The sequence below is a fragment of the Kitasatospora mediocidica KCTC 9733 genome (assembly GCF_000744225.1).
GTDB classification, from domain to species: Bacteria; Actinomycetota; Actinomycetes; order Streptomycetales; family Streptomycetaceae; genus Kitasatospora; species Kitasatospora mediocidica.
Map to the genome: position 1 here is coordinate 80,944 of NZ_JQLN01000003.1, position 22,539 is coordinate 103,482.

Sequence of the window (22,539 nt, forward strand, 5' to 3'; positions counted from 1 at the left end):
CGCGGGCTCCTTCACGGTTTCAGGGCCGGCGCAGCGCCGGGGTGCTGGCCGGGGCGTCCCAGAGTTCCAACAGCCGGGCGTCGGCCTTGGTGAGGGTGAGCGAGAATCCGGCCATGTCCAGGCTGGTCACGTAGTTGCCGACCAGGCTGCGGGCGATCCGGATGCCGCGTTCGGCCAGGAGCGCGCTCACCTCGCCGAAGACGATGTAGAGCTCCAGCAGCGGGGTCGCACCCAGGCCGTTGACCAGCACGATCGTCTCGTCGCCGGCGGTCAGGGTGTGCTCGGCCAGGATGGCGTCCACCACCTCGGCCGCCAGCTCCCGGGCCGCCCGCATGGGCGCGCGGCGGCGCCCGGGCTCGCCGTGGATGCCGACGCCGAGCTCGACCTCGTCCTGCGGGAGGTCGAAGCCGGGGCGGCCCGCGGCCGGGACGGTGGCGGGCGACAGCGCCACCGCGAACGACCGGGAGGCGGCGTTGGCCAGCTGGCCGGCCGCGGCGACCTCGGCGGCCGTCCCGCCGCCCTCGGCCACCGCACCGGCCGCCTTCTCGACCACGACCGTCGCGCCGGTGCCGCGGCGGCCGGCCGTCCAGGTGGAGTCCTTGACGGCGACGTCGTCGTTCACCAGGACGGTGCGGACCTCGATGCCGTCCTCGGCGGCGAGCTCGGCGGCGAGTTGGAAGTTCAGCACGTCGCCGGTGTAGTTCTTCACCACGAAGACCACCCCGGCGCCGCCGTCGGTCGCCCTGATCGCGGCGAGGAGTTGGTCGGGCACGGGGGAGGTGAAGACCTCACCCGGGCAGGCGGCGTCCAGCATGCCGGGGCCGACGAAGCCCGCGTGCAGGGGTTCGTGGCCGGAGCCGCCGCCGGAGATCACGGCGACCTTGCCGGGGCGTGGCCCGCCCGCCCGAAGGATCACCCTGGCGGCTCGGTCCACCGTCAATTCCGGGTGGGCGGCGGCGATTCCGGCCAGGGCGTCGTCCAGAACGGACTCCGGGCTGTTGATGAGCTTCTTCATGGCTGCGTCTCCGGTGGGGGCGGGTCGAACCGGGCTCGCCATCGACGCTAACCCACTGCGACTGCTTTCCCCAGGTGTTTCGGCCGGGCCCGGCGCGCCGGTGCGTTCTACCCTGGCGGCATGACGGCATCGGTGGGAATCGTCCTGGTCTCGCACAGCGCGCTGCTGGCGGCCGGGGTGCGCGAACTGGCCGGGCAACTGGGCGGCGGGAAGGTCGTGGTGGCCGTCGCGGGCGGGACCGCGGACGGCGGCATCGGCACCAGCTACGACCTGGTGCTGGCCGCGGTGCGGGAGGCCGACGGCGGTGCCGGCGTGCTGGTGCTGCCCGACCTCGGCAGCTCGGTGCTGACCGCGCGGACCGCGCTGGAGGATCTCGGGCGCGACGAAGTCGTCCTGGTGGACGCCCCGTTCGTGGAGGGGGCGGTGGCGGCGGTGGTGACCGCCTCGACCGGGGCCGCCCTGGCCGAGGTGCGCGCGGCGGCGCAGGACGCCCGGAACGTGGCGAAATTCTGAGGGCCCGCGCTACTTGGCGTCCGCGTAGCACTCCACCACGGCGCTGCTCATCGGGAACTGCACGGGGGTGTCGCCGAAGACCAGCCGGCTGGCCTCCAGCGCGGCCTCGGCCACTGCGGCGGCGGCCTCGTCCGCCAGGTTGACCGGGGTGTGCACCACCACCTCGTCGTGCTGGAAGAAGACCAGGTGCGGCCGGTCGGCGGGGCCGGCGTCCAGCGCGAGGAGTCTTCGGCGCAGCGCGGCGAGCAGGGCCAGCGCCCAGTCCGCGGCGCTGGCCTGGATGACGAAGTTGCGGGTGAACCGGCCTCGGGCGCGAGCCGAGCGCCCGGCCGGGTCGGCGGCGTCGGCGCCGGGGGCGAGCGACTCGGTGAGGTCCAGCCAGGCGGCGGACGGCGGCGGGCAGGTGCGGCCGAGCCGGGAGTGCACGATCCCGCCGTCCTCGCCGGTGCGGGCGGCCGCCTCCACATAGCCCATGGCGGCCGGGTAGCGCTGGCGGAGGGTGGCCAGCAGCGGGCCGATGTCGCCGCTGGTCTGCCCGTACATCGCGCCGAGCAGACCGAGCTTGGCCTTGTCCCGGTCGCCACGGAAGGCGGAGGCGGCCAGCGCCTCGTAGAGGTCGCCGCCGGCCGCCGTACGGATCAGGCCGACGTCGCCGGAGAGCGCGGCGAGCACCCGCGGTTCGAGCTGGGCCGCGTCGGCCACCACCAGCTCCCAGCCCGGGTCGGCGACCACCGCCCGGCGCAGGATCCGCGGGATCTGCAGCGCTCCGCCGCCCCGGCTGGCCCAGCGGCCGGAGACCACGCCGCCGACCACGTACTCGGGGCGGAACCGGCCGCCGCGCGCCCAGGCGTCCTGCCAGGCCCAGCCGTGCGCGGCGTGGATCCGGGCGAGCTCCTTGTAGCGGATCATCAGCTCGGCGGCCGGGTGATCGACCTGGCGCAGCTCCCAGGACCGGGTGGAGGGCAGCTGGATGCCCTGGTCGGCGAAGGCGCGCAGCACCTGGCTGTGCGAGTCCGGGTTGAACGGGCGCCCGCCGAGCGCCTGTTGCAGCTGGGTGGCCAGCTCGGCGAGCTTGGCGGGCTGGGTGCCGGGGATGTGCGGGCGCGGGCCGAGCAGCTCGGAGAGCAGCGCGTCGTGCACCTCGGTGCGCCAGGGCAGGCCGTCCTGCTGCATCTCGGCGGCGACCAGGGCGCCAGCCGACTCGGCGGCGACCAGCAGGCGGAACCGGGACCGCTCGGCGTCGCCCTCGATCGCCCGCAGCCGGCGCTGCTGGTCGGCGTGGACGGCCAGAACGGCCTCCAGCGGGTCGGTGCCGGGCGGCAGTTGCAGCCGGTCGGGGGCGAAGAGGGTGTCCTGGACCTCGGCGCCGCCGCTGTCGGGCAGGTCGGGCGGCACCGGCAGGCCGTGCAGCCGGGCCCAGCCGGCGCCGAGCGAGCGGGGATCGCCGAAGCGGCCCTCGTGGGCCAGCAGCAGGGCCTCGACCAGGCGCAGGTCGTGGCAGCGGCCCAGCCGGTGCGCCAGCGCGGGCAGCAGCGGGTGGTAGGCGGACTCGGTGGCGGCCCAGACCCAGCGCGGGTGCTCGGCCGACTCCAGCTCGGCCACCGGGCGGGCCAGCTCGGCGACGGTGATGGGGGAGCCGACGGCCGTGCCGTCGTCGGTGAGCCGTTGCAGGCGGCCGCCGGGGCCGTGGGCATCCGGGACAAGGGCGATCCGGGGCGCCATGGCGGCCTCCTCTCTGGCTGGGTCGGTGCGGTCGGTGCGGATGCTGCCGGTCGGTGCGACGTTAGCGGGTGGGACTGACAGTGGCCGCCAGGCCCGCCAGCAGCGCGTCCGGCCGGCCTGGGCTGTCCCTGGGATCCGGGCTGTCCCTGGGATCCGGGCCGCCCGGCGACCCCGGCTGCCCTCGGGGCCCTCGTCTGCCGCGATGACGACGCGTAAGGTCTGCGGGTGACGAAAAATCCCTTCCTCGCTCCCAGTCCACTGCCCTACCAGCTGCCGGACTTCGCGGAGATCCGTGAGGAGCACTACCGGCCGGCCCTCGAACAGGGCATGGACGAGCAGCTGGCGGAGATCGCCGCGATCACCGGGAACCCCGAGCCGGCGAGCTTCGAGAACACCGTGGTCGCGCTGGAACGCTCGGGCAGCCTGCTGCGGCGGGTGCTGCCGGTGTTCGACAACCACAACGCCGCGCTCACCAACCCGGCCGTGCAGGCCCTGGACGCCGAGTTCCGGCCCCGGCTGGCCGCGCACAGCGACGCCGTCCACCTCGACCGGGCGCTCTTCGAGCGGATCGACGCGGTGTACGGTCAGCGCGCGGAGCTGGGCCTCGACCCCGAGTCGCTGCGCCTGGTGGAGCGCCATCACAACCGGTTCGTCCGGGCCGGGGCGCAGCTTCCGGCCGCCGACCAGCAGCGGCTGCGCGAGCTGAACGCGGAGATCGCCGCCGCCGCCGGCACTTTCGAGCGCAACGTCTTCGAGGCGACCGCGGCCGACGCCCTGGTGCTGGACAGCGCCGGGGAGTTGGCCGGACTCACGGCCGGCGCGATCGCCGCCGCCGCCGCGAGCGGCGAGGAGTTGGGCCACCCGGGCAAGTACGTGCTGAGCCTGAAGAACTTCTCCGCCCAGCCCGAGCTGGCCTTTCTGACCGACCGCGAGGTGCGCCGCCGGCTGATGGCCGCCTCGCTCGGGCGTGCCGAGCGGACCAACGGTCCGGTCGCCATCCGGCTGGCGGGTCTGCGGGCCGAGCGGGCCGCCCTGTTCGGCCACCCCAGCCACGCCGCGTACGTGGTCGCGGACGAGACGGCGGGGACCGTCGAGGCGGTCGACGCGCTGCTGGCCCGGCTGGTCCCGCCGGCCGTCGCCAACGCCGAGCGCGAGGCCGAGCAGCTGATCCGGGCCGCCGCGGCGGACGGCGTCACCGACTTCGGGGCGCACGACTGGGCGTACTACGCCGAGCGGGTCCGCCAGGCCGAGTACGACCTGGACGCGACGGCGCTGCGCCCCTACTACGAGCTCGAACGGGTGCTGCGGGACGGGGTGTTCCACGCCGCCGGGCAGGTCTACGGACTGACCTTCACCGAGCGCGAGGACCTGGTCGGCTACCACCCGGAGACCCGGGTCTTCGAGGTCTTCGAGGAGGACGGCAGCCCGCTGGGCCTCTACCTGGCCGACCTGCACGCCCGGTCCTCCAAGCGCGGTGGCGCCTGGATGGACGAACTGGTCCAGCAGTCAGGGCTGTTCGACCGCCGACCGGTGGTCTACAACAACCTCAACATCGCGCACGCCGCGCCCGGTGAGCCGGTGCTCCTGACCGGCGACGAAGTCACCACGCTGTTCCACGAGTTCGGCCACGCGCTGCACGGGCTCTTCTCGGACGTCCGCTACCCGCTGCTGGCCGGCACGTCGGTGCCGCGGGACTTCGTGGAGTTCCCCTCGCAGGTCAACGAGATGTGGGCGAGCTGGCCGCAGACCCGGGCCAACTTCGCCAGGCACCACCTGACCGGCGAGCCGCTCCCCGCCGAGCTGCTCGAACGGCTGGCGGCGGCCGAGAACTTCGGCCAGGGCTTCAAGACCGTCGAGTACCTCGCGGCGGCCCTGCTGGACTGGGCCTGGCACTCCGTCCCGGCCGGCACGGTGATCACCGACGCCGTCGAGTTCGAGGCCCGGGCGCTGAAGGAGGCGGGCCTCGCGGTCGCCGCGATCCCGCCGCGCTACCGGTCGACGTACTTCAACCACATCTTCACCAACGACTACAGCGCGGCCTACTACGCCTACATCTGGTCCGAGGTGCTGGACGCCGACTCGGTGGAGTGGTTCCGCGGCAACGGGCGGACCGTCCGGGAGAGCGGCGAGATCTTCCGGCGCGAACTCCTGGCCCGGGGCGGCAGCGTGGACGCGATGGACGCGTTCCGCGCGGTCGTCGGGCGCGACCCCGACACCGCGCCGCTGCTGGCCCGGCGGGGGCTGGCCGGGTAGCGGCAGCCGTAGCGAGCTGGTGCACCGGTGCGCCGCGGGTCGGTTCCCGCGGCGCACCGGGCAGTTCAGTGGGGTGTCAGCCCGACGGCGATGATCAGCCGGGGATGATCGAGAACGATCCGTTCTGCAGGGCCGTCTCGGTGTAGGGGCCGCTGTCCATGGACATCGGGCCGTAGTTGTCGAAGACCTGGCCGTTGACCCTGATGTTGGAGAAGCTCAGGTTGTCCCAGGACGGGTAGCTCTGGGTCGGCGACTCGATGACCGCCTCCGCGCTGACGTTCTGGGCGGAGCTCAGGCGCTGGGTGGTGGTCCTCGTCCAGCCCTTGGTGGTGTCGGTCAGCTTGAGCGTGTAGCTGCCCCGGCTGGCGCTGGTCACGCTGGCGGTGAAGCTGTCGCCGGCACTCACCGCGTTGTTGAAGTAGACCGGCGCGGCCGGGTACATCTCGTACCAGGCGGAGTAGACCGGGCTGCCGCTGGAGCAGTCCGCCTGCACACCGGTCTGCTCGACGGTCTGCGAGCCGTATCCGTCGATGCCGATCCAGGGCGCGAACAGGTCGTTGTAGGTGTTGCACTGGACCTGCGGCATCGTCCAGGAGCCGGTGATGCTGGTGAAGTTGCGGCCCTGGGCGACGTAGCCGCCCCAGGTGCTGTCGCCCGAGAAGTTGTGGGCGGGGTTGCCGTAGTGGTGGGCTGTTCCGAAGCTCGTCGCGGTGGCAGCGGTCGCCGGTGCCGCGATGGCCGCGCCGGAGAGGGCGAGCAGGGCGGCGAGCCCTGCGCGGGCGGCCCGGACGGTACGGAGGCTGGACATGGGGGTCTCCTCGCGTGGGGGTACGTGGATGTGGCCCGCGGCGCACCGCCGGGTGGGGGGCCGGCGGAGTACCTGAGCGATGCCGATCAGCCTGCGGTCAGCGGGTGACCTACAGGAAGGTGGTGGGCTGGGCCGGAACGCGACATGGCGGAAACATGTCATTCGATCAAGCTCTTGATTTCCGGCCTGAGGTGCACCACAGTCGGGTGGCGGGCCGGAACATGACGGCAGCCTCGACAGCGGGGAGTGGTGCCGGGTGGCGGAGCAGTGGACCGCACGGTTCGGCGGCCTGGGACTCGCCGCCGACGAGGAACTCGTCTACCTGCACCTGCTCGGGACCACGGCCGGTACCGCGCAGCAGGTCGGCGCCGCACTCGGACTGGGCACCGAACGCGCGCTGGCGGCGCTGGCGGCGTTGGCCGTCCACGGACTGGTGGAACGGCCGGGCGGCGACGGCACCCTGTGGAGCGCGGCGGCGCCGGACGTGGCGCTGGAGGAGCTGCTGCTGCGCCGCGAGGTCGAACTGCGGCGCACCCGCGGCCGGATCAACGAGCTGATGCGCACCTACCGCCGCTCCCGGCCCGGTTCGCAGGCCGGCGAACTGGTAGAGATCATCAGCGGCCGGGACTCCGTCGCGGAGCTCTGGCGCAGCCTTCAGCTCGGCGTCCGCGGCCAGTTGCGGGTGATGGACAAACCTCCGTACATCCGGCGCTCCGACCCGGAGCTCGAACTCGCCATGCTGGCCCGTGGGGTGCGGCTGATGACGGTCTACGAGAGCCGGGTGCTGCGCGAGCCGTCCCGGCTGGCCGAGATCTACCCCGTCATGGAGGCCGGTGAACTGGCCCGGGTGCTGCCCGAACTCCCGTTGAAACTTGCGTTGGTGGACGATCGCTGGGCGCTGCTGCCGGTCAGTTCGGGCACCGAGCTGGAGAGCGTGCTGCTGGTCCGTCCGTCCTCGCTGCTGGACGCCCTGGCCGGGCTCTTCGAGCTGTACTGGTCGCGCGCGATGCGGATGCCCGCGCCGGAGTCCGCCGAGCTGCCGCAGGACCGCCACCGCCAGCTGCTCGCGCTGCTGGCCGCCGGGCTGACGGACGAGAGCATCGCCCGCCAGATGGGCGTCTCCACCCGGACCGTGCAGCGCTGGGTGCGTGAGCTGATGGACCGGTTCGGCGCCCGCACCAGGTTCCAGGCGGGCATCCAGGCGGCCCGTGCCGACCTGCTGTAGTCAACTGGTGCTCGGGACGGTGACCGTGAGGGTGACCGGGGTGCCGGGCCGGGCGCGCGGGAGCAGCACGCGGGCGTGGCCCGGGCGACCGGTGTCGATCACCGCCACGGGTGTGCCGGTCACCCGCACCCGGGCCCCCGCCGGGATCGCCAGCTCGCTCCAACCGCCCGGCCCGGTGAGGAAGTCCAGGCGGTAGGTGGTGCCGTCGAAGGAGTCGGCGAGCGGCCGGCCGGCCAGCGCGGTCGGGTACGGCGCGAAGGCCGGGCCGTCGCCCGGCGCCGGCCGGCCGTCGGTCCCCAACGCGCAGTAACCGCCGTTCCCTTGGCACCAGTACCACATGGTCCAGCCGGTCGCGAAGCCGGACATCGCCGCGACCTGGTCGCGGACCAGCTCGGTGTTGCCCGGGGTCCGGGAGTTCGGCGGTCCCCACTCGCCGACCAGGACGGGCAGCCGGTGGGCGCGCGGGTAGCCGGTGATGGCGGCGGTGTAGGCGGTGATGAAGCCGTCGGAGGGGTTCCAGTCGGCGCCGTTCTCGACCGCGGTGTCGTAGAAGTGCGGCGCGTAGCCGAGCCGGGGTGCGCCCGGGCGCGGGTCGGTGAAGCCGGGCAGCTGGGTCGGCACCCCCTGGCCGACCAGGACGGTGGGCTCGACGAAGAGCCAACTGCGGTCGTCCACCGCGCGGATGGCGCTGATCAGTCGCCCGTACATGGCGGCGAGCCGGCCCTGTTCGAGGGCGCCGGAGGAGGCGGCCAGCACGCTCGGATCGGTGGGATCGCCGTCGATCGGGCCGAACGGCTCGTTGAACAGGTCGTAGCCCAGCAGTGAGCGGTGGCCGCGCAGTTCGGCGGCGATCCTGGTGTAGAACTCGGCCTGCCAGCGCCGCAGATCGCTGTCGTCGTAGAGGTGCCGGAAGGCGGCCTGGACGGACGGCTGGAAGTACCCGGCGAACCAGTCGTTCGGGTCGGGGACGAACGGCAGCCCGTCGTCCCGGGTGGCCCAGGGCGGGATGCCGCGGTCGCCGCCGCCGAACTCGGGTCCGTAGACGTCCTGGTGGAAGTCGATGACAGCGAGCAGGCCGTAGTGGTCGGCCCAGGAGAGGAGTTGGCGCAGCTTGCCGAGTTCGGCGGCGTCGTACCGGCCGCGGGCGGGCTCCAGCCGGTTCCAGGAGATCGCGACCCGCAGCAGGGTGAAGCCGTGCGCGGCGATCGAGCGGACGTCGGCCTCGGTGGTCTCGTCGTACTTGTCCACGTTGAAGCCGCGCAGTTGCAGGGTGCGGCCGGACTGGTCGGTGAAGAGCGTGGCGCCGTTCGGGGTGGTCGTCGTGCCAGTGGGGAACTCGGCTTGAGCGGAGGGGAGTTGACTGAGTGCTTGGAGTGGTGCGGCGGCGCCGACGGTGAGCACGGCGGCGACGGTCAGCGACAGGGCGGCGGCGGTTCGACGGACGCGCACGGGCACCTCGCACAGGGCTTGGCGGTGGGGGAGCGCCGATCCTGCCGGATCGTCAGGAGCCGCACAAGGGTCCCGGCGGCGGCTACGTCGCCGGCGGGATGGGTGCGGCCGGTGCGGGTGCCGGGGTGGGTGCGGGCAGGGTGGCCGCCGGGAGCGGTGCGGCGGCGGCGAGCCGGCCCCAGAGCAGATCGGCCAGCGCCTGCACCATCCGCGGCCGCGGGCAGGGCCGTTGCTCCAGCCACCAGTCCCCGGCCGCCAGCACCATCCCGGTGATGGCCCGGCCCCAGGTCTCGGAGAGCAGCGGCGCGTCCGGGCCGAGGTCGACCTGGGCAGTCACCGCGCGGGTGATCTCGTCGGCGATCTGCCGCATCGCGGGCGCCAGCGCGTTGCCGACGCCGGTCGGGTCGCCCGCCTCGGGGTGGGTGAGCAGCTGGTAGACCTGCGGCCGGGATTCGATGCCCGCGAGGTAGGTGTCCAGGACGAGTTCGACCCGCTCGCGGCGTTCCAGCGGCTCGGCCAGCGCGGCGCGCATGGCGTCCAGCAGGCCCGAGGTGTGCCGCTCGGTGAGGGCCTGGAAGAGGCCGTTGCGGTCGCCGAAGTGCCGGTACAGGATCGGCTTGGTGATGCCCGCCTCGGCGGCGATGGCGTTCATGCTCGCCCCCGGGCCGTCCCGGCGGACCACTCGGTCTGCGGCATTGAGCAGCTGCTCTCTGCGCGGTTCCTCCAGGGCTGCCACCCGGCCCCTCCCTCTTCGCGTGTGCTCGTTGACATCCGTTACCTATGAGTAGCAGACTCCCACCGATGTTACCCGAGGTAACACCTGGCGGCGCGACCCTGATCCCCGCGACCCGATCTCCCACCCCTGACCCCTGGAGGCACCGTGAGCCCCTTCTCCCTGGAGCTCGGCGAGGACCAGCTCGCCGTCCGCGATTGGCTGCACGGCTTCGCGGCCGATGTGATGCGCCCGGCCGCCGCGGAGTGGGACGAGCGCGAGGAGACCCCCTGGCCGATCATCCAGGAGGCCGCCAAGATCGGCATCTACTCGCTGGACTTCTACGCCCAGCAGTACTTCGACCCCTCCGGCGTCGGCATACCCGTCGCCATGGAGGAGCTCTTCTGGGGCGACGCCGGCCTGGGCCTGGCCATCGTCGGCACCACGCTGGCCGCCGTCGCGGTCCTCGCCAACGGCACCGACGAGCAGATCGGCACCTGGGCCCCGCAGATGTTCGGGACCCCCGACGACGTCAAGGTGGCGGCCTTCTGCTCCTCCGAGCCCGACGCCGGTTCGGACGTCTCGGCGCTGCGCACCCGTGCCGTCTACGACGAGGCCAAGGACGAGTGGGTGCTCAACGGCACCAAGACCTGGGCCACCAACGGCGGAATCGCCGCCGTCCACGTGGTCGTCGCCACCGTCGACCCGGCGCTCGGCGCGCGCGGCCAGGCCTCGTTCGTGGTCCCGCCGGCCACCCAGGGGCTCTCCCAGGGGCAGAAGTTCAAGAAGCACGGCATCCGCGCCTCGCACACCGCCGAGGTGGTCCTCGACAACGTCCGGGTGCCGGGGCACTGCCTGCTGGGCGGCAAGGAGAGGCTCGACGAGCGGCTCGCCCGGGCGCGTGAGCGGGCGGCGGGCGCCGCCAAGGCGGGCTCGGGAGCCGGGAAGAACGCGGCGATGGCCACTTTCGAGGCCTCCCGCCCGGCCGTCGGAGCGCAGGCCATCGGCATCGCGCGGGCCGCCTACGAGGTCGCGCTCGACTACGCGAAGACCCGGGTGCAGTTCGGCCGTCCGATCATCGACAACCAGGGCGTCGCGTTCACCCTGGCGGACATGCGGACCCGGATCGACGCGGCCCGGCTGCTGGTCTGGCGCGCCTCCTGGATGGCCGCCAACCAGCAGCCGTTCACCGCTGCCGAGGGGTCGATGTCCAAGCTCTACGCGGGTGAGACGGCCAAGTGGGTCACCGCGCAGGCGATGCAGATCCTGGGCGGCAACGGGTTCACCCGCGAGTACCCGGTGGAGCGGATGCACCGGGACAGTGCGATCTACACCATCTTCGAGGGGACCAGCGAGATCCAGCGGCTGGTCATCGCCCGGACCATCTCGGGCCTGCCGATCCGCTGAGCGGGTCGGCGCGCGGCACGGTCAACCCCTCTCGCCGGGGTGCTCGACGGTGCTGTCGGGGCCGGGGAAGACCAGTGACTCGTGCCCGTCGTCGAACCTGACCAGGTACGGCGGCTCGCCGTCCTGGCCGTGCACCTCGATGATCTCGCCCGTGCGGTCGACGATCCCGACCGCCCTGCTGTGGATGTGCAACCGGTCGCCCACTGTTGCCTGCATTCCCGGGACTCCTTGCTGGTGAGGGGACAGCTCCTGGATGCATCTCACCAGAGAGCCGCCGGGTGCACGCCTTGCGTTACTCCGTACGGCAGGGGCGGCCGGGGCAGGTCAGAAGCGGGGTTCACGGCGCTCCAGGAAGGCCGCCAGCCCCTCCCGGACGTCCGGGGTCCGGCGGGAGCGGTGCTCCCACTCGGCGAGGGCGGCTGCCGGGTCGTCCGCCTCCAGCGCCGCCTTCGCGGCGCCGATCGTCTGCGGTGAGCGCCGGGCCAGCAGCTGGGCGAACTCCAGGGCACGGGTGTCCAGTTGGTCGGCGGGGTGGACTTCCTCCAGCAGGCCGAACAGCTCGGCCCGCCGGGCGCTCACCAACTCGCCCGAGAACAGCAGGTACTTGGCCCGGGCCGGTCCGACCAGCCGGGCCAGCCGGGTGGTCGGCACAGCCGGGTAGACCACCCCGAGCTTGGCCGGGGTGATCCCGAACCTGGCGTTCTCCGCGCCGAACCGCAGGTCGCAGGCGACCGCCAACTGGCAGCCCCCGCCCACGCAGGAGCCGTGCACCACGGCCAGCGTCGGATGCGGGAAGGCGGCCAACGCCTGCTCGGCCGCCACGTTCTGTGCGTGGTACGCGTCCGCCGTCGCGCTGTCGCCGTACACCTCGGACAGCTCGACGATGTCGGCGCCGGCGCTGAACGTCCGTTCCGCGCCGGTGAGCAGCAGGGCGCGCACCCCTGGGTGCTCGGCGAGCCCGCGCAGGACGTTCGGCAGCGCCCGCCACATCGCCAGCGTGACGGCGTTGCGCCGCTCGGGCCGGTCGATCACGAGGACGGCGACTCCGTCGCCCCGCGCGGTGTCGGGGAGGTAGGCCTGCAGGCCGGTGACCTCGGAGGGGAGCGCGCTGCGGCCGGTGAGCAGGATCTGGTCGGTCATGGCCCCACTCTGCCAGGTCGCCGTTTCCCCACCGGCGGCGCCGCAGGCTCGTGGTTGAATGCCCGCGGCGCGCCGTGCCGCCGACCGTGTGGAGAGCCAGTCAAGGAGTCGACCGACCATGGCCCAAGAGCCGTTGCTGCCCCGCGACCAGTGGCTGGCCTCGCTGCCGCGCTCGTACACCGCCGCCGGGACGCTGCTCTCCGACGAGGCCGGTCGCATCCTGGTCCTCAAGCCCAACTACCGCCCCGGCTGGCAGTTCGCGGGCGGCACGGTGGACCCGGGTGAGGACGCCTACGAGTGCGCCCGGCGCGAGCTGCTGGAGGAGACCGGGCTGCGGATCGAGCCGGGCCGCCTGCTGGTGGTCTCCTGGGCCCACCCGTCCGCCGAACTCGACCACCCGGCCGTCCACTTCATCTTCGACGCCGGGACGGTCCCGGTCGGCACGCCGATCGACCTTCAGGAGGAGGAGCTGGAGGAGTACCGCTGGGTGGAGCCCGCGGAGGCGATGGTGCTGCTCGGCCCGGCCCGCGAACTGCGCCTGCGGGCGGCGCTGGCCGCGCGCGAGGACGGCGAGGTGCGGATCGTCGCCTCCACCGTCTCCGGCATCTGACGGCCCGGACGGCCCGGTCGGCGCGGGCAGCCCGGACGGGCCCGCTCGGCCCGTCCCGCCACCCGACCCCGTCGAACCTCTTCGGTCACTGTGGTCACTCCGGTCACCTGGCGAAACTCTGCCACTCCGGCGTGCTACCGCGTGGCGCTGCGAACTCGCACACTGGGGCTCCTAGTCTCAGCCCCAGGGCAGCGGCGACCTCGTTCGCGATGCCCTGGCTTCGCCGCGCCGACCGAGGAGACGTGCCCATGAGTCGAGTAGTACGCGCAGCCCTCTTCCAGACCGCATGGACGGGCGACGCGGAGTCGATGATCGCGGCCCACGAGCGCGCGGCCCGGGCCGCCGCGGCCGACGGCGCGCAGATCATCGGCTTCCAGGAGGTGTTCAACGCCCCGTACTTCTGCCAGGTGCAGGAGCCCGAGCACTACCGCTGGGCGGAGTCCGTGCCGGACGGTCCGACGGTCACCCGGATGCAGGCGCTGGCACGGGAGTTGAACCTGGTGATGGTGGTGCCGGTCTTCGAGATCGAGCGGCAGGGGTTCTACTACAACACCGCAGCGGTGATCGACGCGGACGGCTCGTACCTGGGCAAGTACCGCAAGCACCACATCCCGCAGGTCAAGGGCTTCTGGGAGAAGTACTACTTCAAGCCCGGCAACCTGGGCTGGCCGGTCTTCGACACCGCGGTCGGCCGGGTCGGCGTCTACATCTGCTACGACCGGCACTTCCCCGAGGGCTGGCGGGCGCTCGGCCTGGCCGGCGCCGAGATCGTCTACAACCCGTCCGCCACCAGTCGCGGACTGTCGGCCTACCTCTGGCAGTTGGAGCAGCCGGCCGCCGCCGTCGCCAACGAGTACTTCGTGGCCGCGATCAACCGGGTGGGCGTCGAGGAGTACGGCGACAACGACTTCTACGGCACCTCCTACTTCGTCGACCCGCGCGGGCAGTTCGTCGGCGAACCGGCCTCCGACAAGGACGAGGAGCTGGTCGTGCGCGACCTCGACCTCGGGCTGATCGAGGAAGTGCGCCAGCAGTGGGCGTTCTACCGCGACCGCCGTCCGGATGCCTACGGACCGCTCACCGAGGCCTGACCGGAACTGCGCGGAACCGAGGAAGCGAGGAACTCCCATGACCCGTACGGTGATTCGCAACGGTCTGGTGATCACGGCCGCCGAGGAGAGCGCGGCGGACGTGCTGATCGAGGGCGAGCAGGTGGTCGCTCTCGCCAGCACCGGCAGCACCGTCGCCGCCGCCTGGACCGCGGACCGGGTGATCGACGCGACCGGCCACTACGTGATCCCCGGCGGCGTGGACGCGCACACCCACATGGAGCTGCCGTTCGGCGGCACCGCCGCCTCGGACACCTTCGAGACCGGCACCCGCGCCGCCGCCTGGGGCGGCACCACCACCATCGTCGACTTCGCCGTCCAGAGCGTCGGCGCCGCCCTGCGCGAGGGCCTGGACGCCTGGCACGCCAAGGCCGAGGGCCGCTGCGCGATCGACTACGCGTTCCACATGATCATGTCGGATGTCACCGAGAACAGCCTGAAGGAGATGGACCTCCTCGTCGCGGAGGGCGTGACCTCGTTCAAGCTGTTCATGGCCTACCCCGGCGTCTTCTACAGTGACGACGGCCGCATCCTGCGGGCCATGCAGCGCAGCGCCGGGAACGGCGGCCTGATCATGATGCACGCCGAGAACGGCATCGCCATCGACGTCCTGGTCGAACAGGCCCTCGCCGCCGGACACACCGACCCCCGCTACCACGGCGAGGTGCGCCGTGAGCTGCTGGAGGCCGAGGCGACCCACCGGGCGGTCAAGCTGGCCCAGGTCGCCGGCGCCCCGCTGTACGTCGTGCACGTCTCCGCCGCCTCGGCACTCGCCGAGCTCGCCGCCGCCCGGAGCCAGGGCCTGGACGTCTTCGGCGAGACCTGCCCGCAGTACCTCTTCCTCTCCACCGACAACCTGGCCGAACGCGGCGCCGACGGCTTCGAGGGCGCCAAGTACGTCTGCTCGACCCCGCTGCGCCCGCGCGAGCACCAGGCGGCGCTCTGGCGCGGCCTGCGCACCAACGAGCTGCAGGTGGTCTCCACCGACCACTGCCCGTTCTGCTTCGCCGGGCAGAAGGAACTCGGCCGCGGCGACTTCTCGAAGATCCCCAACGGCCTTCCGGGCGTGGAGAACCGGATGGACCTGCTGCACCAGGCCGTCCTGGACGGCCACCTCTCGCGCCGCCGCTGGATCGAGATCGCCTGCGCCGCCCCCGCGCGGATGTTCGGCCTCTACCCGCGCAAGGGCACCATCGCGCCCGGCGCCGACGCCGACATCGTGGTCTACGACCCGCAGGCCCGGCAGACCCTTTCCGCCGCCACCCACCACATGAACGTCGACTACTCCGCCTACGAGGGCCGCACCGTCACCGGCCGCGCGCGCACGGTGCTCTCGCGCGGGTCCGTGCTCGTCGACGACGGCAGCTACCTCGGACGCCCCGGCCACGGCCGCTACCAGCCGCGCGCCACCTGCCAGTTCCTCAGCTGACCGAACCAGACGCCTGAAAGGTGCACGCCGTGGACATCGGCCTCGTGCTCCAGACCGACCCGCCCGCCGAGTTGCTCGTCGAACGGATGATCCGCGCCGAGCGGGCGGGTTTCACCCACGGCTGGACCTTCGACTCCGCCGTGCTCTGGCAGGAGCCGTTCGTCATCTACAGCCAGATCCTGGCCCGCACCGAGCGCCTGCGGGTCGGCCCGATGGTCACCAACCCCGCCACCCGCACCTGGGAGGTGACCGCGTCGCTCTTCGCCACGCTCAACGACATGTTCGGCAACCGCACCGTCTGCGGCATCGGGCGCGGCGACTCCGCGATGCGGGTCGCCGGACGCCCGCCCGCCACGCTGGCCCGGCTCGGCGAGGCCATCCACGTCGTCAAGGAGCTGGCCGAGGGGCGCGAAGCCGAACTGGACGGCACCGCGCTGCAGATCCCCTGGGTGCGGCCCGGCGCCGAACTGCCCATCTGGATGGCCGCCTACGGCCCCAAGGCACTCGCCATGGCCGGCCGCCAGGCGGACGGCTTCATCCTCCAACTCGCCGACCCCTACCTGACCGAGTGGATGGTCAAGGCGGTCCGCAAGGCCGCCGCCGAGGCCGGCCGCGAACCCGACGCGGTCACCGTCTGCGTCGCCGCCCCCGCGTACGTCACCGCCGACGACTCGCCGCAGGCCCTGGCGCACGCCCGCGAGCAGTGCCGCTGGTTCGGCGGCATGGTCGGCAACCACGTCGCCGACCTGGTCAGCCGCTACGGCGAGCACTCCGGCCTGGTGCCCGAGGCCCTCACCGCCTACATCAAGGACCGCCACGGCTACGACTACAGCCACCACGGCCGCGCCGGAAACCCCGACACCGCCTTCGTCCCCGACGAGATCATCGACCGCTTCTGCCTGATCGGCCCACCCGCCGCCCACCGCGCCAAACTCGCCCAACTGCGCGACCTCGGCGTCGACCAGTTCGCCGTCTACGCCATGCACGACGCCGTCGAGCCCACCATCGACGCCTACGGCAAGGACGTCATCCCCCGCCTACCCTGACCCGCCCGGCCGGCCTCGCCCGGTGGGTGCCCCCGACAGGATTCGAACCTGCGGCCCAGCGCTGAGGAATGCGGGCCGACGCCGGGGGCACGGCATCTCAGATCAGGCGCGATCCTCGGTACCGCGTCTCCTACCCGCCAGTCCTCCATGCGGTGCGTCCCAGAAACTATGAACCTGGTGACGGCGAGAGCGCGGGCCTTGGCGTGGTCCATACGGGATCATGAGCGGAAGTCGCCTGGGTTGTCCACATGGCCAGCACGTCGCGGACCTTGCCCGCCATGGCCGGCCCGATCCCCGCGTCCTCTCCTCGTTGGGCGACGGTACGGGGGCGTCCGCCCGGAGGAGGCCGTCGGGCTTCGGGTAGGGGGCGAGACCCGTCTTCTTGACGCCTGGGGCGAGTTGCTGGCTCACACAGCGACCCCGGGGGTGGGCGCGCGCTGGGCGAACTCCGGGAAGGTCCATGACCAGCGGCACTTGAAGGGGTAGGCGGAGTGCCGGCGGCGGATCGAGTCCGCGCTCGGCTGGGAGGCGGGCGGCGTGGACGGGTTGCTCGTATCGGAAAACGCGACGCCAATGCGACGCAAACAGTCGGAAACGCCCGCTACGGAACGCACTCAACCGGACACTAAAACGTTCAACGATGCCTGAGTGGTTGAACCACTGGCTCGGGGCCAATGGCTCCGGCAGGCCCCTGAAGTGCGAAAACGGCCCATCGATCGGGTTTCGATCGGTGGGCCGTGGCGGTGCCCCCGGCAGGACTCGAACCTGCGGCCAAGTGCTTAGAAGGCACCTGCTCTATCCGCTGAGCTACGGGGGCGGGGCGGGCGTGGGGCCCGGGGGCTTCCCGTGCCTATTCCCATGGGGATGGGTTGGGGTTGGTGGGACCCTCGACCTGTCGGGGACAGGATAAGGGTGCGCCGCTGCCTCTCTTGGCTTTTTCGCCGGTGCAGTGGGTGTGTCGGCCACGAGAGAGCGGTCTGATAATCGCAGGTAGAGGGTCTGAGCGCAGCGCTCCGGGGTGTCTTGGTGCCGGACGTTGTGCAGTCGTTACGGCGCTGTCTCCTCACCCGTTATGGACTTGGGGCGCCGGTTGCGGGGTGTGCTGGGAAGGTGACGGGGGAGGGGTGTCGGGTGGGGGTGGGATTTCGGTTCGTCCGGTCGGATGACGTGGACAGAACGTCTTCGAAGCCACTCGTTCAGGGGGTGCGCCAGTGGTGACAGGGGAAGTGGTGGGGAAAAGTTGTCATGCACGCTGAATGTGCGCTGGGCCATTGGTGAGAGTCCGGGCATTTTATCGGGCAAGGAAAGGGAAAAGGTTATCCACATCCCCCAGTTTATCCACAGGAATAAATAAACTCTGGCGCGGTTGGGTGGGCGGGTGGATCCTCACTTCTGACGGCCCGAAAGGCAGCGTGAGAGGGAAGTGAGGGAGTGTCATGAATGAGACCTTGGTGACGATGATCGGCAATGTGGCGTCCACGGTGACCTACGTGCAGACGGCCGGCGGGGTGCCGATGGCCAACTTCCGGCTGGCCGCCACCGAGCGGCGCTATGACCGCAACCGCGGCGATTGGGTCGACGGGGAGACCCACTGGGTGACGGTTGTCGCGTGGCGCTGGCTGGCGACGAATGTGGTGAGTTCCTTGGGGAAAGGCGATCCGGTGGTGGTCAGCGGCCGGCTGCGGGTCAGGGAGTGGGACGACGGCGGCAAGCGGCGGTCCGTGGTGGAGATCGACGCGCGGGTCGTGGGCCATGACCTCGGCCGCGGCACGTCGGCGTTCCGCTGGGCGGTGCGCGGGAGGCCGGAGCTGGTGGGCGCGAACTCGGGTGCGGCGGCGGGTGCGGGTGCGGGATCGGGTGCGGAATCGGGCGATGGGTCGGGTGCGGGGAGATCTGAGGCGGCGCGCGGTGGCGGCCCGGGGACGGTCGGCGTCGTCGACCCGTGGAGTGCCGGTGTCGGCGGCAAGGCTGACGCAGGGTCAGCCGGGTGGCCGATGGCGGTTCGCGGCGCCGGACGGTTCGCCGACGAAGCGCAGCCGAGGCAAGGCGCTCTGCCGGTGGGGGAGGCGGTGCCGGATTGGATCGTGGCCGCGGTGCGGGCGCGCCGGGCGGCCGACGAGGCCGGTGCGGGCGGCGCGGCAGCGGCCGGCGGGCCGGGAGGTGCCGCAGGCGGAGGCGGAGTCGGGGGCGCGGGTGGAGAGGTAGGGGTAGGAGGGGTGGGCGAGGTGGTCAAGGGTGGGGGGAGTAGGGGTGGTGGAGGTGGTGATGCGTCAGGAGGGGGAGCGGTGGAGGAGCCATCCGGGCAGGCGGCCTCGCCGGGGAGGGTGACGCGTCCGGCGCGGACCGCGCGCCCGGCCAAGGCGGCGTCCGGTCGGCGTCCGCGCGGCGCGGGGGAGCCGACCCGGCAGGCTGTCCAGGCGCCCGGGTCAGCCGCGGATTGTGTGGAAGAGGAAGAGGTGATCACTGTTTGATCACTGCCTGATCGCCAGCTGATCGTCGACCGTGCGTCAACTGGGCAGACCAGGGCACTTCTTGGTGCAGCCAGCGCATTGGGCGCCGGATAGTCGATAAAGTGACGAAAATCTGGCGGCCCGTCAGCTCTTGGTACGGACCGCTCGCTTGATAACAATCCTGATACGGAATCGTCCCCGTTTGACACGGAGGTTTGCATGCCTCCCGCAATCAATATGATGCGTCTGGTTCACATAAGTGCAGCAGCGCCACACGGAGCGCGAAAATGCGCGGCGGGCCGTCAGGGCGCGGCCCTGCCCGGAGGGGTATCAGTCAATGTTCCACATGCAACGGCGGGGAATCTCCCGCATAGCCACTGTCATGCTCGCGTCCGGCGTGGCGGTCGGTAGCGGCCTGGCCATGGCGGGTGCGGCCGTCGCGGACAGCGGCACCGGCACCGGCTCCGGTGCGGTCGCCACTCTCCACGAGCCCGAGCTGATTCCGGGTCAGAGTGGCCCGATCAGCATCAACGGGGACAAGGGCGACACTGCCGGCGGTCTGATCCAGCTCGACACGGATCCCGGCAAGTTCCTCGAGACGTACTGCATCGACCTCACCCACGAGACGAAGCCGCACGCGAAGTACCAGGAGGCTGACTGGAAGGCCACCTCCCTGGACACCAACCCGAACAAGGGCAAGGTCCTCTGGATCCTCCAGAACTCCTACCCCCACGTCAGCGACCTGAGCGCCCTCGCCAAGGAGGCCGGCGCCGAGAGCCTCGACTCCGGTCAGGCGGCGGCGGCCACCCAGGCGGCGATCTGGCACTTCTCCGACGGCGTGGACGCGTCCCCGCTGGACCCGAAGGCCAAGCTCCTGACGACCTACCTCATCGGCCACGCGGTCGACGAGACCGAGCCGGCGCCGTCGCTCACGCTGACGCCGGGCACGGTCAGCGGCACCGCCGGTGTGGGCCTCGGCCCGATCACCGTCAACAGCAGTGGCGGCCAGGTCGACGTCGCGCTGGACGCGGCGTCCGCCAAGACCGGCGTCGTCCTGACGGACAAGTCCGGCACCGTGCTCAGCGGCTCGGACGGCAAGCTCCTCAAGCCCGCGAAGTCGAACGACCAGCTCTTCGTGAAGGCGCCGGCCGCCGCTGCCGCGGGCAAGGCCACGGTCAACGCGTCGAGCACCACCGCGGTCGAGCTCGGCCGGGCCTTCATCAGCCTGAACTACACCCCGAGCAACCACAGCCAGACCCTGATCCTGGCCGGTAGCTCGACCGAGACGGTCCAGGCCACGGCCAGCGCGAGCTGGACCGCGGTCGTCACGCCGACCTCGCCGAGCCCGACGCCGTCGGCCACCAAGCCGTCGTCCACCCCCAGTGCGAGCGCCCCGGCGACGCCCAGCAGCTCCCCGAGCCGCTCGGCCGCTCCGGTCCCGTCCGCCAGCTCCACCCCCGCCGCGGGCGGTCTCGCCTTCACCGGTGGTGGCAGCCAGGCTCCGATGATCGCCGGTATCGCCGGTGCGCTGGTGCTGGCCGGCGGTGGCGCGGTGTTCGCGATGCGTCGCCGTGGTCGCCACGGTCGCACCGCGGCCTGATCACTCAGGGATCGACCGGTCGTGACCGGTCGTGACCGGTCAGTGGCGATCCACCAGCGGTGATCGATCGCTGGACAGAGCAGGACGGGTTGCGCGGCCTCCAGAGGCCGTGCAACCCGGCAAGTCGGCGGCCCGGACCGCTCCACTCCCTGAGTGGGGCGCTCCGGGCCGCCGTCGTACCACCGCAGTTGGGGCCGCCGGGCGGTGCGATGCGGGGTGGCGGGCAGGGCGGGGGTTCGGTAGGGGAGCCCCGGTGCGGCACAATGGAACGCTGCAAGCCTGAATACTCCTCGACTTACTCCTCGACGACGCCGGAGCGATCTCACGTGGCGGAATTCATCTACACCATGCGCAAGGTGCGCAAGGCACACGGCGACAAGGTCATCCTTGACGACGTGACGCTCAACTTCCTCCCCGGAGCGAAGATCGGCGTTGTCGGCCCCAACGGCGCCGGTAAGTCCACCGTGCTCAAGATGATGGCCGGCCTGGAGCAGCCCTCCAACGGCGAGGCCTACCTCTCGCCCGGCTACAGCGTCGGCATGCTCCTCCAGGAGCCCCCGCTCGACGAGTCCAAGACGGTCCTGGAGAACGTCCAGGACGGCGTCAAGGAGGTCAAGGGCCAGCTCGACCGGTTCAACGAGATCGCCGAGCTGATGGCGACCGACTACTCCGACGCGCTGCTGGACGAGATGGGCGTGCTCCAGGAGAAGCTGGACCACGCGAACGCCTGGGACCTCGACGCCCAGCTGGAGCAGGCCATGGACGCGCTGGGCTGCCCGCCCGGTGACTGGCCGGTGACCAAGCTCTCCGGTGGTGAGCGTCGCCGCGTCGCGCTGTGCAAGCTGCTGCTCGAGGCCCCCGACCTGCTGCTCCTCGACGAGCCCACCAACCACCTCGACGCCGAGTCGGTGAACTGGTTGGAGCAGCACCTGGCCAAGTACACCGGCACCGTTGTCGCCGTCACCCACGACCGGTACTTCCTGGACCACGTCGCGGAGTGGATCCTGGAGATCGACCGCGGGCGCACCTACCCGTACGAGGGCAACTACTCCACGTACCTGGAGACCAAGCAGGCGCGTCTCAAGGTCGAGGGCCAGAAGGACCAGAAGCGCGCCAAGCGCCTCAAGGAAGAGCTTGAGTGGGTCCGGTCCAACGCCAAGGGCCGCCAGGTCAAGTCGAAGGCCCGTCTCGCGCGCTACGAGGAGATGGCGGCCGAGGCGGACAAGATGCGGAAGCTGGACTTCGAGGAGATCCAGATCCCGCCGGGCCCGCGCCTGGGCAGCATCGTCGTCGAGGTCAACAACCTCACCAAGGCCTTCGGCGACAAGATCCTGATCGACGACCTCAGCTTCACCCTCCCGCGCAACGGCATCGTCGGCGTGATCGGCCCCAACGGCGCCGGCAAGACCACGCTGTTCAAGATGCTGCTGGGCGAGGAGGCTCCGGACGGCGGCAGCATCAAGGTCGGCGAGACGGTCAAGACCAGCTACGTCGACCAGAGCCGCGCCAACATCGACCCGCAGAAGTCGCTGTGGGCCGTGGTCTCCGACGAGCTCGACTGGATCAACGTCGGCCAGGTCGAGATGCCCTCGCGCGCCTACGTCTCGGCGTTCGGCTTCAAGGGTCCGGACCAGCAGAAGCGGGCCGGCATCCTGTCCGGCGGTGAGCGCAACCGCCTCAACCTGGCGCTCACCCTCAAGCAGGGCGGCAACCTGCTGCTCCTCGACGAGCCCACCAACGACCTCGACGTCGAGACGCTCTCCTCGCTGGAGAACGCTCTGCTGGAGTTCCCGGGCTGCGCCGTGGTGATCTCCCACGACCGGTGGTTCCTGGACCGGGTGACCACCCACATCCTCGCCTACGAGGGTGAGAGCAAGTGGTTCTGGTTCGAGGGCAACTTCGAGTCGTACGAGAAGAACAAGATCGAGCGGCTGGGTGTCGACGCGGCTCGCCCGCACCGCGCGACCTACAAGAAGCTGACCCGCGGCTGATCGGCTGACCCAGCCGGTCAACGGTGCGGACGGCGAGTGCCGTCCGAGCGGCAACGGCCC

18 protein-coding genes and 1 tRNA gene are annotated in these 22,539 nt (G+C 71.7%); 11 read left to right on the top strand and 8 right to left on the bottom strand.

What is annotated here, in order from left to right:
* Positions 1-19 precede the first annotated feature (19 nt).
* The gene (dhaK, locus tag BS80_RS05790; protein ID WP_035794077.1) at positions 20-1,015 is read right to left on the bottom strand and encodes a dihydroxyacetone kinase subunit DhaK; all 996 of its coding nucleotides are present in this window, start codon (positions 1,013-1,015) and stop codon (positions 20-22) included.
* A 120-nt stretch (positions 1,016-1,135) separates the two neighbouring features.
* On the opposite strand from dhaK, the gene dhaM reads away from it, so the two are divergent.
* On the top strand, positions 1,136-1,528 hold the full coding sequence (dhaM, locus tag BS80_RS05795; RefSeq protein ID WP_035794078.1) for a dihydroxyacetone kinase phosphoryl donor subunit DhaM: 393 nt from the start codon (positions 1,136-1,138) through the stop codon (positions 1,526-1,528).
* Positions 1,529-1,537: 9 nt separating this feature from the next.
* On the opposite strand, the gene BS80_RS05800 is transcribed toward dhaM, so the two are convergent.
* Positions 1,538-3,250, bottom strand: coding sequence for a bifunctional 3'-5' exonuclease/DNA polymerase (locus tag BS80_RS05800; RefSeq protein WP_051966140.1), 1,713 nt, complete (start codon positions 3,248-3,250; stop codon positions 1,538-1,540).
* Between the two features lie 225 nt (positions 3,251-3,475).
* Here BS80_RS05800 and BS80_RS05805 point away from each other — a divergent pair, with 225 nt between their 5' ends.
* A complete protein-coding gene (locus tag BS80_RS05805; protein WP_083974293.1) occupies positions 3,476-5,503 on the top strand; it encodes a M3 family metallopeptidase in 2,028 nt (675 codons plus the stop codon).
* A 94-nt stretch (positions 5,504-5,597) separates the two neighbouring features.
* Here BS80_RS05805 and BS80_RS05810 read toward each other — a convergent pair whose 3' ends face one another.
* On the bottom strand, positions 5,598-6,311 hold the full coding sequence (locus BS80_RS05810; RefSeq protein WP_051966142.1) for a G1 family glutamic endopeptidase: 714 nt from the start codon (positions 6,309-6,311) through the stop codon (positions 5,598-5,600).
* 256 nt (positions 6,312-6,567) lie between these two features.
* Here BS80_RS05810 and BS80_RS05815 point away from each other — a divergent pair, with 256 nt between their 5' ends.
* A complete protein-coding gene (locus tag BS80_RS05815) occupies positions 6,568-7,536 on the top strand; it encodes a LuxR C-terminal-related transcriptional regulator (RefSeq protein WP_035794080.1) in 969 nt (322 codons plus the stop codon).
* Here BS80_RS05815 and BS80_RS05820 read toward each other — a convergent pair whose 3' ends face one another.
* Together BS80_RS05820 and BS80_RS05825 are read right to left on the bottom strand one after the other, a co-directional pair.
* On the bottom strand, positions 7,537-8,985 hold the full coding sequence (locus BS80_RS05820; RefSeq protein WP_035794668.1) for a glycoside hydrolase family 5 protein: 1,449 nt from the start codon (positions 8,983-8,985) through the stop codon (positions 7,537-7,539).
* Between the two features lie 82 nt (positions 8,986-9,067).
* Positions 9,068-9,721 (bottom strand): TetR family transcriptional regulator, encoded by a 654-nt coding sequence (locus BS80_RS05825; protein ID WP_051966144.1) that lies wholly within the window; start codon positions 9,719-9,721, stop codon positions 9,068-9,070.
* Positions 9,722-9,865: 144 nt separating this feature from the next.
* Between BS80_RS05825 and BS80_RS05830 the strand changes: the two genes are divergently transcribed.
* Positions 9,866-11,104 carry an acyl-CoA dehydrogenase family protein gene (locus BS80_RS05830; RefSeq protein ID WP_035794081.1) on the top strand — a complete coding sequence of 413 codons (1,239 nt, stop codon included), beginning with the start codon at positions 9,866-9,868 and terminating at the stop codon, positions 11,102-11,104.
* 21 nt (positions 11,105-11,125) lie between these two features.
* On the opposite strand, the gene BS80_RS05835 is transcribed toward BS80_RS05830, so the two are convergent.
* Complete coding sequence (locus tag BS80_RS05835) at positions 11,126-11,320, bottom strand: DUF1918 domain-containing protein (RefSeq protein ID WP_035794082.1); 195 nt, start codon at positions 11,318-11,320, stop codon at positions 11,126-11,128.
* Positions 11,321-11,428: 108 nt separating this feature from the next.
* Positions 11,429-12,244: an enoyl-CoA hydratase/isomerase family protein gene (locus tag BS80_RS05840; protein WP_083974295.1), complete on the bottom strand. Its 816-nt coding sequence runs from the start codon at positions 12,242-12,244 to the stop codon at positions 11,429-11,431.
* Between the two features lie 118 nt (positions 12,245-12,362).
* On the opposite strand from BS80_RS05840, the gene BS80_RS05845 reads away from it, so the two are divergent.
* The 4 genes from BS80_RS05845 (at position 12,363) to BS80_RS05860 (ending at position 16,438) form a co-directional block, all read left to right on the top strand.
* The gene (locus tag BS80_RS05845) at positions 12,363-12,854 is read left to right on the top strand and encodes an NUDIX domain-containing protein (protein WP_035794083.1); all 492 of its coding nucleotides are present in this window, start codon (positions 12,363-12,365) and stop codon (positions 12,852-12,854) included.
* Positions 12,855-13,102: 248 nt separating this feature from the next.
* Positions 13,103-13,945, top strand: coding sequence for a nitrilase-related carbon-nitrogen hydrolase (locus tag BS80_RS05850; protein WP_035794084.1), 843 nt, complete (start codon positions 13,103-13,105; stop codon positions 13,943-13,945).
* A 37-nt stretch (positions 13,946-13,982) separates the two neighbouring features.
* On the top strand, positions 13,983-15,392 hold the full coding sequence (gene hydA / locus BS80_RS05855) for a dihydropyrimidinase (protein ID WP_035794085.1): 1,410 nt from the start codon (positions 13,983-13,985) through the stop codon (positions 15,390-15,392).
* Between the two features lie 29 nt (positions 15,393-15,421).
* Positions 15,422-16,438 carry a TIGR03842 family LLM class F420-dependent oxidoreductase gene (locus tag BS80_RS05860; protein ID WP_035794086.1) on the top strand — a complete coding sequence of 339 codons (1,017 nt, stop codon included), beginning with the start codon at positions 15,422-15,424 and terminating at the stop codon, positions 16,436-16,438.
* A gap of 744 nt (positions 16,439-17,182) precedes the next feature.
* On the opposite strand, the gene BS80_RS05865 is transcribed toward BS80_RS05860, so the two are convergent.
* Positions 17,183-17,255: transfer RNA gene (locus BS80_RS05865), tRNA-Arg, on the bottom strand.
* A 619-nt stretch (positions 17,256-17,874) separates the two neighbouring features.
* On the opposite strand from BS80_RS05865, the gene BS80_RS43445 reads away from it, so the two are divergent.
* From BS80_RS43445 to ettA, 3 genes are all read left to right on the top strand, one after another.
* A complete protein-coding gene (locus BS80_RS43445; protein WP_063771907.1) occupies positions 17,875-18,909 on the top strand; it encodes a single-stranded DNA-binding protein in 1,035 nt (344 codons plus the stop codon).
* Between the two features lie 361 nt (positions 18,910-19,270).
* Positions 19,271-20,488: a thioester domain-containing protein gene (locus tag BS80_RS05875; protein WP_051966147.1), complete on the top strand. Its 1,218-nt coding sequence runs from the start codon at positions 19,271-19,273 to the stop codon at positions 20,486-20,488.
* Between the two features lie 326 nt (positions 20,489-20,814).
* Positions 20,815-22,479: an energy-dependent translational throttle protein EttA gene (gene ettA, locus BS80_RS05880; protein WP_035794087.1), complete on the top strand. Its 1,665-nt coding sequence runs from the start codon at positions 20,815-20,817 to the stop codon at positions 22,477-22,479.
* The last annotated feature ends 60 nt before the right edge of the window (positions 22,480-22,539 follow it).